Raw genomic sequence first — 14,368 nt, forward strand, 5'->3', positions numbered from 1 at the left:
CGATGTCTTCGGAAACCCCTGTCGCGTCCGTCGATCGAAGCAAGGACAGCCTGCCGGGCGGCGCCTCCGCCGTGGCGCAGCCGGCTCCCGTGGCGCACCTTCCCGCTGTCATCGAGCCGGCCAAGGACAATGCGGGCCTGAAGCTGGGCATGATGGAGCTGGCGCGGCCGGACAGGCTGGTGGCGCAGGCGCTGGCCAGCCTGAGCCGGCTCGACGACAGCGATTTCGATCGCGGCAGCGGCCTTGAGGCCCTGCGGGCGGTGGATCGGGCGGTGGCGGCCTGTGTGGGGCACATCACCTCCGGCTTCTCGCCGACCGCACTCACCGTGGCCTTCCTGGACTGGTGGATGCATCTGTCGGCGGCTCCGGGCAAGCGCTCGGAACTCGCGGTGAAGGCCGGGCGCAAGATGGCCCGCTTCGCCACCAGCATGCTGGCTGCCGGCCTCGACCGCGGCACCGAGCCCGCCATCGCGCCCCTGCCCGGCGACGAGCGGTTCCGCGCCCCGGAGTGGCAGTCCTTCCCCTACCGCATGTGGGAGCAGGCGTTCCTGCTGCAGCAGCAATGGTGGCACAACGCCACCCACGACGTGCCCGGCGTGGATCCGCACAACGAGGCGGTGGTGGCCTTCGTGGCGCGCCAGATGCTCGACATGTTCTCGCCCTCCAACAACCCCTTCACCAATCCGGAGGTGGTGCGCCGCACCATGCAGACCGGGGGCATGAACCTCGTCCAGGGCTGGCGCAACGCCGTCGACGACATGATGCGGAAGGTGACCAACAAGCCGCCGGAAGGGGCCGAGAATTTCGTGCCCGGCCAGAATGTGGCCGCGACCCCCGGCGAGGTGATCTTCCGTAACCGCCTCATCGAGGTGATCCAGTATCGCGCCACCACCCCGGGTGTGCAGGCCGAGCCGGTGCTGATCGTGCCGGCCTGGATCATGAAGTATTACATCCTCGACCTTTCGCCCCAGAACTCCCTGGTGCGCTACCTGGTGGAGAAGGGGCACACGGTGTTCTGCATCTCCTGGCGCAATGTCTGGGAGGAGGATCGCGATCTCGGCTTCGAGGACTATCGCCGCCTGGGCGTGATGGCGGCCCTGGAGGCGGTGAACGCGGTGGTGCCGGACCGCAAGGTGCACGCGGTGGGCTACTGCCTGGGCGGCACCATTTTGTCCGTCGCCGCTGCCGCCATGGCCCGGGCCAATGACGACCGCCTGGCCTCGGTCACCCTGTTCGCCGCGCAGACGGATTTTTCCGAGGCCGGTGAGCTGCAATTGTTCGTCGACCCGAGCGAGCTCTATCTGCTCGAAGCCATGATGTGGAACCAGGGCTACCTTTCGGCCGGGCAAATGGCCGGCGCCTTCCAGATGCTGCGCTCAAACGATCTCGTCTGGTCGCGCATGGTGCATGAATACCTCATGGGTGAGCGCGCGCCCATGAACGACCTCATGGCCTGGAACGCCGACGCCACCCGCATGCCCTATCGCATGCACTCGGAATATCTGCGCAAGTTCTTCCTGAACAACGACCTTGCCGCCGGCCGCTATGAGGTGGACGGGCGGCCGGTGTCGCTGTTGAACCTGCGCGTGCCCCTGTTTGTGGTGGGTACGGAGCGCGACCACGTGGCGCCGTGGAAGTCGGTCTACAAGATTCACCAGCTCACCGACACGGACGTGACCTTCGTGCTCACCTCCGGCGGCCACAATGCGGGCATCGTCAGCGAGCCGGGCCACAAGCATCGCCACTATCGCATCCACACCACCAAGCTGGGTGAGATGCACCTGGGGCCCGACGAATGGGTGGAGGTGCTGGCGCCCGAGGAAGGCTCGTGGTGGCCGGCCTGGGAGGAATGGCTCACCGCCCATTCCAGCGCGGGCACCTTCGGCCTGCCGCCGCTGGGAGCCCCCGGCTACATGCCGCTGTGCCCGGCCCCCGGCACCTATGTGATGGAGCGCTGAGGGGCCAGCCCCTCGGCAGGGCCCGGCGGAGCGCGGCGCTTGGAGCTGGAGCATGTCCTTGCCTCAGGCCGGCCAGGGCATCCGGCCAAGCCATGCCCGAAAGATTTGAGTTCATGCGTTCTTGCGGGCGCGCCGGCGTCCCTTTCGCGCCAAGGCGTTCCAGAAAGGCGTTCCAGAGCCCACCCGGCGGGACCCTCGCCGGGTGGGCTCTGTCATTTCAGCTGTCCGATTGCTCCGGAATCAGCACCGCGGCGCCGGTGAGGCGGCCGGTGCGCAGGTCGTCCAGTGCCTCGTTGGCCTGGGTCAGGGGGTAGCGGGTGACGTGGGTGGTCACGCCCGCCTTCGGCGCCAGGGCCAGGAATTCATGGGCGTCGGCGCGGGTGAGGTTGGCCACCGAGACGATTTTCCGCTCTTCCCACAGCCAGCGATAGGGGAAGGTGGGAATGTCGCTCATGTGGATGCCGCCGCACACCACCGTGCCGCCCTTGCGCACCGCCCGGAGCGCCCGCGGAATCAGCTCGCCGGCGGGGGCGAAGATGATGGCGGCGTCCAGCAGCTCCGGCACCGCTTCGTTCGAGGGCCCGGCATAGACCGCGCCCAGGCTGAGGGCGAAGTCCTGCGCCTTGGTGTCGCCCGGGCGGGTGAAGGCGAAGATCTGCCGGCCCTGGCCGATGGCCACCTGGGCGATGATGTGGGCGGCCGCGCCGAACCCGTAAATGCCGATGCGGCGGCCCTCGCCGGCCGCCTTCAGGGCCCGCCAGCCGATGAGTCCGGCGCACAGGAGTGGCGCCATGGCCGCGTCGTCGCCAATCTCCCCCAGCGGGTAGGTGAAGGAGGCATCGGCGATGGCGTGGGTGGCGAAGCCGCCGTCGCGGGTGCAGCCGGTGAAATCAGGGGTGTCGCAGAGGTTTTCCTGATGGCCGACGCAATAGGGACACACGCCGCAGGCGTGGCCGAGCCAGCCCACTCCAACCCGCTCCCCGAGCTTCAGGTGGGATACGCCGGCACCCAGCGCCGCCACGCGGCCGACGATCTCGTGACCGGGAACGATGGGCAGATGGGTTTCAGGCAATTCGCCATCCACCACATGAAGGTCCGTTCGGCAGACCCCGCATGCGGTCACCTTGATGAGCACCTGGCCGGGACCTGGCGTGGGGTCCGGCCTGGTCTCCCCGACGAGCTTTTCGCCGGCATGCTTGAGAACCATGGCGAACATGGCCGCCTCCTGGATGCGAGTCAGCCTCCATGCTAACGCCCCGCGCCGCCGGCGAAACCATGATCTTGCGCAAATGACCGACGCCGCGGTGGGCCGCGGCGTCGAAATCCGGGCTGTTGGCCCGTGGTGCTCGCGTATGGCGGAGGCGGCTTCAGCTACCGCCGATGAAAATACCCGCCGCCAGCACCAGCGCACCGCCGAGAACCACCTGCATCACCGAGCGCCAGAAGGGCGTTTCCATGTAGCGGTTCTGGATGAAGGCGATGGCCCACAATTCCACGAACACCACGGCGATGGCGATGGCCGTCGCGGTCCAGAAGTCCGGGATGAGATAGGGCAGGGCGTGGCCAAGGCCACCCAGGGCTGTCATGGAGCCGGAGGCGATGCCGCGCTTGATGGGCGAGCCGCGCCCGGAAATGACGCCGTCATCGTGCACCGCCTCTGTGAAGCCCATGGAGATGCCGGCGCCCACGGCGGCGGCCAGGCCCACCAGCAGGGTGGTGTGGGAATTCTGGGTGGCGAAGGCGGTGGCGAAGATGGGCGCCAGGGTGGACACCGAGCCGTCCATCAGGCCGGCGAGGCCCGGCTGCACCCAGGTGAGAACGAACTGGCGGCGGGCCTTTTCGTTCTCCTCCTCCTTCTTGTCCACGGGCAGGTAGCGCGCGGCGAGCTCGCCGGCGATCTCCTCGTGCTGCATCTCCTCGCCCAGCAGGCGCTCCAGCAGCTCGCGGGTGCCGGGGTCGGTCGCCCGCTCCTTGGCGTGGCGATAGAAGTTGGCCGATTCGTCCTCCATCAGGCCCACTTCCTGACGGATGCGCTCAATGCCCAGGTTGCACACGTACCAGACCGGCCGGCGGGTGTAGTAGCCGGCGATGTTCTCGCGGCGGATCAAAGGGATGTGGGGGCCGTAGCGGCGCTCGAACTCGCGGGTGAGGTTGCGCTGGTGACCGCTCTCCTGCTTCGACATGGCCTCGAACACCTTGGCGGTGTCCGGATAATCCTTGCGCAGGGCATCGGCGTAATCGGCATAGACGCGGGAATCGTCCTCCTCGGAGGAGATGGCGAGCGCGAGCACTTCCTTTTCCGACAGATCGGAAAAGCGGCGACGGCCGGGGAAAAAGGACATCATCGGCGGGAACTCCAATTTAGAATAATTCTAAATATAGGATGCCGCATGGGCGCCAAACTGCAAATAGGTTGCAATGTCGCAGTCTAGACCAAGCTGCGGCGGGCGCCATTGTCCGAACTGCCGCAGCGCGATGGGGCGCGGGGATGCCGGCGCAATAGCCGCAGCGGCGGGCGCAAAAAAAAGCCGGCGCGCGGGTGCGCACCGGCCTTCCTGCGGGGCGTGGGGCCCCTTATTCGGAGATCTTGCGGGCCCGGTTGCCGAGGGTGCGCAGGCGCAGGGCATTGAGCTTGATGAAGCCCGCCGCGTCGCGATGGTCGTAGGCGACCGCGCCTTCCTCGAAGGTGACCAGCTCCTGATTGTAGAGCGAATAGGGGCTCTTGCGGCCGATGACGGTGGCGTTGCCCTTGTAGAGCTTCACCGTCACTTCGCCGGTGACGAAGGCCTGGGAATGGTCGATGGCGGCCTGCAGCATCTCGCGCTCGGGCGCGAACCAGAAGCCGTTATAGATGAGCTCCGCATAGCGCGGCATCAGCTCGTCCTTGAGGTGGGCGGCACCCCGGTCGAGGGTGATGCTCTCCATGCCGCGATGGGCGGCGAGCAGGATGGTGCCGCCGGGGGTCTCGTAGACGCCGCGGCTCTTCATGCCCACGAAGCGGTTTTCCACCAGGTCGAGGCGGCCGATGCCGTTGGCCTTGCCCAGCGCGTTCAGCTTGGTGAGCAGGCTGGCGGGCGAGAGCGCCTCGCCATCGATGGCCACCGCGTCGCCCTTCTCAAAGGAAATGGTGATGATGGTGGGCTCGTCGGGCGCCGCCTCCGGGGAGATGGTGCGCTGGTAGACGTATTCGGGGGCTTCCTCGGCCGGGTCCTCCAGGACCTTGCCCTCGGAGGAGGAGTGCAAGAGGTTCGCGTCCACGGAGAACGGGGCCTCGCCGCGCTTGTCCTTGGAGATCGGGATCTGGTGCTGCTCGGCGAATTCCAGCAGGCGGGTGCGGGAGGTCAGGTCCCACTCGCGCCAGGGGGCGATGACGGTGATTTCCGGCTCCAGCGCGTAATAGCCGAGCTCGAAGCGCACCTGGTCGTTGCCCTTGCCGGTGGCGCCGTGGGAGACGGCGTCGGCGCCCATCTTGCGGGCAATCTCGATCTGCTTCTTGGCGATCAGCGGCCGGGCGATGGAGGTGCCCAGCAGGTAGAGCCCCTCATAGACCGCATTGGCGCGGAACATGGGGAACACGTAGTCGCGCACGAATTCCTCGCGCACGTCCTCGATGAAGATGTTCTGCGGCTTGATGCCGAGCAGCTCCGCCTTCTTGCGGGCCGGCTCCAGCTCCTCGCCCTGGCCGAGATCGGCGGTGAAGGTGATCACCTCGCAATTGTAGGTGGTCTGGAGCCATTTCAGGATCACGGAGGTGTCGAGCCCGCCGGAATAGGCCAGCACCACCTTCTTCACGTCACGCGCCATCAGGTCTCTCGAAGCAAGTGAGGATTTCAGGGAAACTGGCGCGGACTATAGGCCCGCGCGCCGCGCTGGCAAGGGGCCCCGGCGGCGCGAGCAGGTCGGCGCCCGCGGGGGAGGTCTGCGGGAAGAGGGGAACGGCGGGGCGCGCTATCCCCTGCGGCCGCCGAAGGCCCGCCGCCACAGCGCCCGCGCGCCCTTTTGGAGCTTCAGCCCGACCCGGCCGATGGCGAGCTCCACCACGGCGTCGGAGGGCGCCCCGCGCCGGTCATAGAGCCACAGGCGCGTCAGCACGATGATGAGCACCACCAGCACGCCGGAAAACACCACATCGGTGAAGAAATGCCCGCCAAAGGTCAGGCGCAGGCCGCCCGCCGCCGCGCCGAACACCACCGCGCCCACCAGCGCCACCGCCCGCAGCGGGCCGGGCGGCACGAGGCTCGCCGGGGCCACCAGCCAGAAGCCGAGGGCCCCCTCACCGGACACGAAGGAGCAGTTGCCGGGGCAGGTGCCGTCGGTGGCGTACCAGGGGCGGAACTCGTCCTTTCCGCCGAAATCGTTCACATGCACGGGGCGCGGCCGCCCCCATTCCTGCTTCAGGATGCCGTTGACCAGCAGGCCCGGTCCCAGCGCCATGGTGAGCGCCAGCAGCACCGCCGCCCGTGCCGACATGAACATGCGCCGCCGGGGAAACACCAGCTTCAGCACCAGCGCCACGAAGGCGGGCGCGGCCATGAGCCAGGGAATGTAATTGCCCAACGCGCGCGCCAGCTGCGCCCAGCGCTCGCCAGCCACCGGGAAATAGCGGTGGGAGGCATCCCAGAACAGGCCGGTGATGGCCAGGTCCCATTGCGGGAACACGGTGAAGAGAATCGCCACCGCGGCGCCGATCACCAGCGCGAAGAACAGTACCCACCTCAAGGCGTCACCTTAGCTCCCATGGGCCGGCCGCCCCGCGCCGGGGCAGCTCGCAAAGGCCCGCACGGTGTTCGCTGCTTGCGCACGGCTCCGGCGGTTCGGCAATGCGGAAGTTACCGCCCTTGCGGAACTCCAAAGAGCGGTTACACACTCCCACCGCCTGCGCATCTACAGGGAGGAGGGACCGATGACCAGCGCCACGCTCGATTTCTATTATGAGTTCGCCTCTCCCTATTCCTACCTCACCGCCATGCGGATCACGGCGGCGGCGGAGAAGGCGGGCGTCCATGTGAACTGGAAGCCCTTCCTGCTCGGCCCCATCTTCGCCGACCAGGGCCTCACCACGTCGCCCTTCAACGCCTTTCCCATCAAGGGCGCGCATATGTGGGTGGACATGGACCGCCTCGCCGCCCAGCAGGGGCTGCCGCCGGTGACCCGGCCCGATCCGTTCCCGGCCCACAGCCTGCTGGCGGCGCGGGTGGCGATCTATCTCAACGACGCCGGCCGTCCCTCCTACAGCCGCGCGGTGTTCCAGGCCGAGTTCGCCGGCGGGCGGGACATTGCGGACCGCGAGACGGTGCGCCAGGTGCTGGCCGGGCTCGGCCATTTCTGCAGCGACATCATCGCCGAGGCCGAAGCCCCCGCCAACAAGGACAGGCTGCGCGCCCAGACCGAGGAGGCCAAGGCCCGCGGCGTGTTCGGCGCGCCGAGCTTCGTGACCTCCGACGGCGAGCTGTTCTGGGGCAATGACCGGCTGGAAATGGCCCTGGAGCACGCCGCAAGCCTCGCCAAGGCCGCCTGAGCGCGCCCGCGGGGGGATGCGGAGGCCGCCGCGCCATGCTGTTCCTGTGACTTTGCCGGCTCCAGTTGTCGCAGGCGGGGTGGCGTTGTGGCCGCGCTCTGATATATGGCCGCCTTTGGGCCGGCCTTCGCGCGGCCTCCGGGTTCCGGACCCGACATTCTTCCCCGACCGAAAGGCGCGCCGACCATGGCCAATGTCACAGCTTTTGCGGATCAGGCAACCATCGCCGAGCAGACGGCGCGGATGCTCCTGGAAGTGGAGGCGGTGCGCTTCTCGTCTGGCGAGCCCTTCATCTTCACCTCCGGCTGGGCGAGCCCCGTCTATATCGACTGCCGCCGGCTGATCTCCTTCCCCCGCGTGCGCCAGACGCTGGTGGATTTCGGCATTTCCACCATCTATCGCGAAGTGGGCTACGAGCAGATCGACACCGTGGCTGGCGGCGAGACGGCGGGCATTCCGTTTGCCGCCTGGGTGGCCGACCGGATGATGCTGCCCATGCAGTATGTGCGTAAGAAGCCCAAGGGTTTCGGCCGCAATGCGCAGATCGAGGGCCATCTGGCGCCCGGCCAGCGGGTGCTGCTGGTGGAGGACCTGACCACCGACGGGCGCAGCAAGGTGAATTTCGTGAACGCCCTGCGCACCGCCGGCGCCCAGTGCGACCACTGCTTCGTCTTCTTCTATTACGACATCTTCTCCGAGGCTTCTGGCATCCTGAAGGATGCGGGCCTGACCCTGCACCGCCTCGCCACCTGGTGGGACATCCTGGCGGAAGTGAAGAAGTCCAACCGGTTCGAGAGCGAGCAGGTCGCCCAGATCGAATCGTTCCTGCACGACCCCCACAGCTGGTCCAAGGCCCACGGAGGCACCGCCGTCACCGGCGAGTGATCGCCATGGATCTCTATGTCCTCGCGCGGCCGCTGCTGCGCTTCGTCTCGCCCGAGCGCGCGCACACCTGGGCCATCAAGGCCCTGCGCAAGGGGCTGGTGCCGAACTTCTCCGGGCCGGACGATCCGGTGCTGGCGACGAAGGTGTGGGGCATCGATTTCCCCAACCCCATCGGCCTCGCCGCCGGCTTCGACAAGGATGCCGAAGTGGTGGATGCGGTGCTGAAGCTGGGCTTCGGCTTCGTGGAGGCGGGCACTGTCACGCCGCGCCCGCAGCCCGGCAACCCCAAGCCGCGCCTGTTCCGGCTGGATGAGGACGAGGGTGTCATCAACCGCTTCGGCTTCAACAGCCAGGGGCTGGCGCCGTTCGTCTTCCAGCTCGGCCGGCGCCGCTCCGCCCGCGCGGAGGGCCGCGCAAGTGGCATCGTCGGCGCCAATGTGGGGAAGAACAAGGAGAGCGAGGACGCCATCGAGGATTATGCCGCGGGCGTCTCGGCCACCTGCCGGCTGGCGGACTATATCGTCTGCAACATCTCCTCGCCCAACACGCCGGGCCTGCGCTCGCTGCAGGCGCGCTCGGAAATGTCGGCCCTGCTCACCCAGGTGCTGGCCGTGCGCAACGCCTCCATTCCGGACCCGGCGGGCCGTCCGCCGCTGCTGGTGAAGGTGGCGCCCGACCTCGACGACGCCGCCCTCGCGGACGTGGCGGAGGTGGCGCTCGAAACCGGGGTGGATGGCATCATCATGGGCAACACCACCCTGTCGCGCCCCGCCTCCCTGCGCTCCGGCCACAAGGGGGAGACCGGCGGCCTTTCGGGCAAGCCGCTGATGAGCCTGTCCACGGAGCGTCTCGCGGCCCTGTCGCGGCTGGTGGAGGGGCGCCTGCCCTTGATCGGCGCCGGCGGCGTCGCCTCGGGCGCGGACGCCTATGCGAAGATCCGCGCCGGGGCGAGCCTGGTGCAGCTCTATTCCGCGCTGGTGTTCCACGGCCCGGGCCTGGTGAATCGCGTGAAGGCGGATCTGGCGGCGCGACTCAAGGCGGATGGATTTCGCAGCGTGAGCGATGCGGTGGGCGCAGACGTGCGTTGACGCCTGCGCCGTGCTGCGCCGCGCTCCGATTCGGGCGCGGCGCTCGCATGCGGCCGTCAGGCGCCCGGCGTCCGGCCGGCGCCCTCCTTCGCAGCATCCTTGGCGAGAAGATCGCGAATCTCCTGCAGCAGCAACTCGGAGCGGGTGGGGGCCACCGGTAGCTTTTCCTGCTTGCGGCGCAGGACATTGATGCCGCGCACCAGCAGGAACAGCACCGCGGCCACGATCAGGAAGTTGATGGCGATGGTGATGAAGGCGCCGTAGGCGAGCACCGCGCCCTGCTTCTTGGCATCGACCAGATTCTCGGCGGTGACCGATTTCGCCAGCGGCACGAAGTAGTTCGAGAAATCCAGGCCGCCCGTGACGGCGCCGATGACCGGCATGAAGATATCGCCCACCAGCGAGGTGACGATATTGCCGAAGGCCGCGCCGATGATCACGCCGACGGCGAGATCAACCACGTTGCCCTTCACGGCAAATTCCTGGAACTCCTTCAAGATTGCCATGCTGTGGCTCCATGGTCTGGCAATGGGAAAAGGGGACGCTGCGCGCCGCGCGCCATCTCACCCGATCGTGTTCGCAGCGGCAAGGTGCCTCAATATACCCCGCCACCTTCCGGCGTGTCGGCGTGCCTCACGCGGGGTCTTTCGACGCCGTGACGCTTTCATGACTTTGAGCGCGCCCTTGCCTATGTTAGGGAGTGCCCGCCGCCGATCTCGAAGGCTCGATTTCGGGGGCGGGCCGCAGGGCCCGGTGGAAACGACCCTCTTGAGGAAAAAGACCCTTCTCAGGGACAACACCCTCTTGGGCAGCAAGGCGATTTATCTCAGAAATGGCGGAACGGCAGACCAGCTTCGGGTATGAGGACCTCCTCGCATGTGGACGTGGCGAGCTGTTCGGGCCGGGCAATGCGCAATTGCCGCTGCCGCCCATGCTCATGTTCGACCGCATTTCTGAGATCTCCGAGACCGGTGGCGAATTCGGCAAGGGCATGGTGCGCGCCGAGCTCGATGTGAACCCGGACCTCTGGTTCTTCGGCTGCCACTTCAAGGGTGACCCGGTGATGCCGGGCTGCCTGGGCCTGGATGCCATGTGGCAGATGGTGGGCTTCTTCCTCGGCTGGCTGGGTTCGCCCGGCCGCGGGCGGGCGCTGGGCCTGGGCGAGCTGAAGTTTTCCGGCCAGGTGCTGCCTTCGGTGAAGAAGGTGGTGTATGGCGTGGACTTCAAGCGCGTGATGCGGTCCAAGCTGGTGCTCGGCATCGCCGACGGCTGGCTGGCCGCCGACGGCAACGTGATCTACCGCGCCCATGATCTCAAGGTCGGCCTGTTCCAGGCCGAACCGGCGGCCACGGCCGGCGCCTGACAAGGCGCCGCCACGATCCGCCGCCATCATGCCTTCCGCCGACGGGACCTGTGAACGGACCCCGGCGGCAGGGCGAAACCGGAGCATCGGCGAGCCCGCCTGGCCCTTGAGCTCTTCCGCTCGAGGCCGGCCAGGACAGGGGCCGAGGCCCGAACCGTGCGTTCCAATGGGGATTTGACATGCGCCGCGTCGTCGTCACCGGGATGGGCATCGTCTCGTCCATCGGCAACAACACGCAGGAGGTCCTCGCGAGCCTGCGAGAGGCCAAGAGCGGCATCACCTTTGCCGAGGATTATGCCAAGCTCGGCTTTCGCTCCCAGGTGCAGGGCGCGCCGACCCTGAACGCCGAGGAGGTCGTGGACCGCCGGGCCATGCGCTTCCACGGCGGCGGCACCGCCTGGAACCATGTGGCCATGGATCAGGCCATCCGCGATGCGGGGCTGGAGGCCAATGAGGTTTCCAACATCCGCACCGGCATTGTCATGGGCTCGGGCGGCTCGTCCACCAAGACCATCGTCGAGGCGGCCGACATCGCCCGCGAGAAGGGGCCCAAGCGCGTGGGCCCGTTCGCGGTGCCCAAGGCCATGGCTTCCACCGCCTCCGCGACGCTCTCCACCTGGTTCAAGATCAAGGGGCTGAGCTATTCCATCTCGGCCGCCTGCGCGACCACGAACATCTGCATCGGCAATGCCTACGAGCTGATCCAGTACGGCAAGCAGGACATCATTTTTGCCGGCGGCTGCGAGGATCTGCACTGGACCCTGTCCGTGCTGTTCGACGGCATGGGCGCCATGTCGTCCGCCTATAATGACCGCCCAGCCGTGGCCTCCCGTGCCTATGACAAGAATCGCGATGGCTTCGTGATTTCCGGCGGCGCCGGCGTGCTGGTGCTGGAAGAGCTGGAACATGCCAAGGCGCGCGGCGCCCGTATCTATGCGGAAATCGTCGGCTATGGCGCCACCTCCGACGGCGCCGACATGGTCGCGCCCTCCGGCGAGGGCGCCGAGCGCGCCATGAAGCTCGCCATGAGCACGGTGAAGGCGCCCATCGACTATATCAACCCGCACGCCACCTCGACCCCCATCGGTGATCTCAAGGAGATCGAGGCCATTCGCGCGGTGTTTGGGGACAAGTGCCCGCCCATCTCGGCCACCAAGTCGCTGACGGGCCATTCCCAGGGCGCCACCGGCGTGCACGAGGCCATCTATTCCATCCTGATGATGCAGAACGGCTTCATCTGCGAAAGCGCCAATATCGAGGAAATCGATCCGGCCTTCGCTGACATGCCCATCGTGCGCAAGCGTGTGGACAATGCGAAGCTCGGCCATGTGCTCTCCAACGGCTTCGGCTTCGGCGGTACCAATGCCAGCCTCGTCATCAAGCATCTGGATGCGTGAGGCGGCTCGTCCGCGTACACGCATTGTAAAGATCGGTCGGAAGAGGTGACGGCGAAGGCGTGGCGCGGCGGGGCCGCGTCTGCTATCGCCGGGTGATGTGCGATTTCGCTGCCGCTTTGCGGTGGTGCCGGGCGCGGGGGCGGACCTGAATAAGGGCCTCCGGACCGGTTTCGCGGACAGGTGCGGTCCCCTCGGGACAATGCTCTAAGGGTGGGTGATGCAGGACCTGATGAAAGGCAAGCGCGGGCTCGTGATGGGCGTCGCCAACGACCACTCCATCGCCTGGGGCATCGCCAAGGCGCTGGCGGGGCAGGGGGCGGAGCTCGCCTTCAGCTACCAGGGCGAAGGCATGGCCAAGCGCGTGCGGCCCCTGGCCGAGAGCGTCGCCTCCTCCATCCTGTTGCCGTGCGACGTTGAGGATGTGAAGAGCGTCGATGCGGTGTTCGAGACGCTGAAGGAAAAGTGGGGCACCCTGGATTTCCTGGTGCATGCGGTGGCGTTCTCCGACAAATCGGAGCTGAAGGGGCGCTATGCGGATACCAGCCGCGAGAATTTCTCGCGCACCATGGTCATTTCCTGCTTCTCCTTCACCGAGATCGCCAAGCGCGCTGCAGCGCTGATGCCCCATGGCGGTTCGCTCATCACCCTGACCTATGGCGGGTCCACCCGGGTGATGCCGAACTATAATGTGATGGGCGTGGCCAAGGCGGCCCTTGAAGCCTCCGTGCGCTATCTGGCAGCGGACTATGGTCCGGCTGGCATCCGCGTGAACGCCATCTCCGCAGGCCCGGTGCGCACCCTGGCGGGCGCCGGCATCGCCGATGCGCGGCTGATGTTCAACTATCAGAAGCGCCATGCCCCCCTGCGCCGCACCGTGACCATCGAGGAAGTGGGTGGCTCTGCGCTGTACCTGCTCTCGGACCTGTCCACGGGTGTGACAGGCGAGGTGCACTTCGTCGATTCGGGCTACAACATCATGTCCATGCCCCATCCGGACGTGCTGAAGACCCAGGAGGACGCCGAGGCCAAGCTGGCGGCCGAGGTGCCCGGCAAGGACGCCCCCTCCGACGCCTCCTCCAAAGCCGCGGAATAAGTTCAGCGGACCGCCCGGCGCGGCTGCGGCCGCGCGGGGCCTTGGCCTGCCTCCCCGAGGGGCGAATCTCGGGCGCCCGCCGGTGCCGGGTTCGCACCCGCCCGTTGTATCTTCCCGAAAATCATGATTTGAGACGCCGCTTCCTTCGGACGGGCGGCGCCCCTGTGCGCCATGCCTTCCACCTGGGGCGCGGGGAGAGGTGCAACGGCCTGGCAGGCCGGCGCCCGGGGGGAAGCGGATGCAGGCACTGCTGGTGGCGATCGTCGTCTTCGTCGGCCTCTTCGGCGGCGTGGGCCTGGGCATGTGGGGCGCCCGGCGGCTCCGGGAAGAGCACTTGTCCAAGGGAACCGAGGATGCGGTGAAGCTGGGCGTGGGCATGGTCGCGGCCATGGCCTCCCTCATTCTCGGCCTGATGACCGCATCCGTGAAAGGCAATTTCGACACCACCGAACGCGACGTTCAGCGCTTCGCCACCGATCTCATTACCCTGGACGTGGCCCTGCGGACCTATGGCCCCGGGGCCGACGGCGCCCGCGCGGCGCTCATCGCCTATACCCGGCACGCCCTTGCGGAGACCTGGCCGGAGGACGGCGGCGCGAACGCCCTGGTGCAGAGCGAGGCGTCCGAACGGTTGCTGGAGCGGGTGGGGCTGCAGATCCGGGCCCTTGAGCCGGAGACGGAGCGCGCGCGAGAGCTGCGCACGGAATCCCTGGAGGCCTACAAGACGCTCGCCGCCCTGCGCTGGACCGTCGTGGGGGAGGCGGTCGCCTCCGTGCCGCCGGTGTTCATCGGCGTCATCATCGTGTGGCTCACCCTTATTTTCATCAGCTTCGGCCTGTTCGCGCCCGTCAATGCGGTGTCGCTGGCGGCCTTCTTCCTTTGTGCCCTCTCCCTTGCGGGCGCGCTGTTCCTGATCCTGGAAATGAGCAGCCCCTTCGACGGCGTCATTCATGTGGCGAGCCAGCCCATGCGAAACGCGCTGGCGCAGATGGCGCATTGAGGCGCTGCGCCGCGCTCCGCCATGTTGCAGGGCAAGATTAGAATCGCTAAAAACTGGCCGCTCCGC

Annotated in this window: 13 protein-coding genes; 8 read left to right on the forward strand and 5 right to left on the reverse strand. The window is 67.4% G+C overall.

What is annotated here, in order from left to right; translation table 11 throughout:
• Nucleotides 1-149: 149 nt before the first annotated feature.
• Nucleotides 150-1,958: a PHA/PHB synthase family protein gene (locus V5F26_RS08615; RefSeq protein ID WP_394947595.1), complete on the forward strand. Its 1,809-nt coding sequence runs from the start codon at nt 150-152 to the stop codon at nt 1,956-1,958.
• Between the two features lie 217 nt (nt 1,959-2,175).
• On the opposite strand, the gene V5F26_RS08620 is transcribed toward V5F26_RS08615, so the two are convergent.
• The 4 genes from V5F26_RS08620 to V5F26_RS08635 form a co-directional block, all read right to left on the reverse strand.
• The gene (locus tag V5F26_RS08620) at nt 2,176-3,174 is read right to left on the reverse strand and encodes a zinc-dependent alcohol dehydrogenase family protein (protein WP_394947485.1); all 999 of its coding nucleotides are present in this window, start codon (nt 3,172-3,174) and stop codon (nt 2,176-2,178) included.
• 151 nt (nt 3,175-3,325) lie between these two features.
• Nucleotides 3,326-4,303, reverse strand: coding sequence for an iron exporter MbfA (gene mbfA / locus V5F26_RS08625; protein ID WP_394054779.1), 978 nt, complete (start codon nt 4,301-4,303; stop codon nt 3,326-3,328).
• Between the two features lie 229 nt (nt 4,304-4,532).
• Nucleotides 4,533-5,762 (reverse strand): argininosuccinate synthase, encoded by a 1,230-nt coding sequence (locus V5F26_RS08630; RefSeq protein WP_394947484.1) that lies wholly within the window; start codon nt 5,760-5,762, stop codon nt 4,533-4,535.
• Nucleotides 5,763-5,906: 144 nt separating this feature from the next.
• Nucleotides 5,907-6,677, reverse strand: coding sequence for a phosphatase PAP2 family protein (locus tag V5F26_RS08635; protein ID WP_394054777.1), 771 nt, complete (start codon nt 6,675-6,677; stop codon nt 5,907-5,909).
• 184 nt (nt 6,678-6,861) lie between these two features.
• On the opposite strand from V5F26_RS08635, the gene V5F26_RS08640 reads away from it, so the two are divergent.
• The 3 genes from V5F26_RS08640 (at nt 6,862) to V5F26_RS08650 (ending at nt 9,449) form a co-directional block, all read left to right on the forward strand.
• On the forward strand, nt 6,862-7,476 hold the full coding sequence (locus tag V5F26_RS08640) for a 2-hydroxychromene-2-carboxylate isomerase (protein ID WP_234051358.1): 615 nt from the start codon (nt 6,862-6,864) through the stop codon (nt 7,474-7,476).
• Nucleotides 7,477-7,662: 186 nt separating this feature from the next.
• Nucleotides 7,663-8,361: an orotate phosphoribosyltransferase gene (locus V5F26_RS08645; protein WP_394054775.1), complete on the forward strand. Its 699-nt coding sequence runs from the start codon at nt 7,663-7,665 to the stop codon at nt 8,359-8,361.
• Between the two features lie 5 nt (nt 8,362-8,366).
• The gene (locus tag V5F26_RS08650) at nt 8,367-9,449 is read left to right on the forward strand and encodes a quinone-dependent dihydroorotate dehydrogenase (protein WP_394947483.1); all 1,083 of its coding nucleotides are present in this window, start codon (nt 8,367-8,369) and stop codon (nt 9,447-9,449) included.
• 56 nt (nt 9,450-9,505) lie between these two features.
• On the opposite strand, the gene mscL is transcribed toward V5F26_RS08650, so the two are convergent.
• Nucleotides 9,506-9,949: a large conductance mechanosensitive channel protein MscL gene (mscL, locus tag V5F26_RS08655; RefSeq protein ID WP_234051674.1), complete on the reverse strand. Its 444-nt coding sequence runs from the start codon at nt 9,947-9,949 to the stop codon at nt 9,506-9,508.
• Nucleotides 9,950-10,281: 332 nt separating this feature from the next.
• Between mscL and fabA the strand changes: the two genes are divergently transcribed.
• The 4 genes from fabA (at nt 10,282) to V5F26_RS08675 (ending at nt 14,302) form a co-directional block, all read left to right on the forward strand.
• A complete protein-coding gene (gene fabA / locus V5F26_RS08660) occupies nt 10,282-10,812 on the forward strand; it encodes a 3-hydroxyacyl-[acyl-carrier-protein] dehydratase FabA (RefSeq protein ID WP_394054772.1) in 531 nt (176 codons plus the stop codon).
• Between the two features lie 179 nt (nt 10,813-10,991).
• Complete coding sequence (gene fabB / locus V5F26_RS08665) at nt 10,992-12,209, forward strand: beta-ketoacyl-ACP synthase I (protein ID WP_234051353.1); 1,218 nt, start codon at nt 10,992-10,994, stop codon at nt 12,207-12,209.
• Between the two features lie 217 nt (nt 12,210-12,426).
• Entirely contained in the window at nt 12,427-13,302 is an 876-nt protein-coding gene (gene fabI / locus V5F26_RS08670; RefSeq protein ID WP_394947482.1) for an enoyl-ACP reductase FabI, read from the forward strand.
• A gap of 238 nt (nt 13,303-13,540) precedes the next feature.
• Entirely contained in the window at nt 13,541-14,302 is a 762-nt protein-coding gene (locus V5F26_RS08675; RefSeq protein WP_394947481.1) for a bestrophin-like domain, read from the forward strand.
• Nucleotides 14,303-14,368 lie beyond the last annotated feature (66 nt).

The organism is Xanthobacter variabilis (assembly GCF_043831965.2).
Taxonomy (GTDB): domain Bacteria; phylum Pseudomonadota; class Alphaproteobacteria; order Rhizobiales; family Xanthobacteraceae; genus Xanthobacter.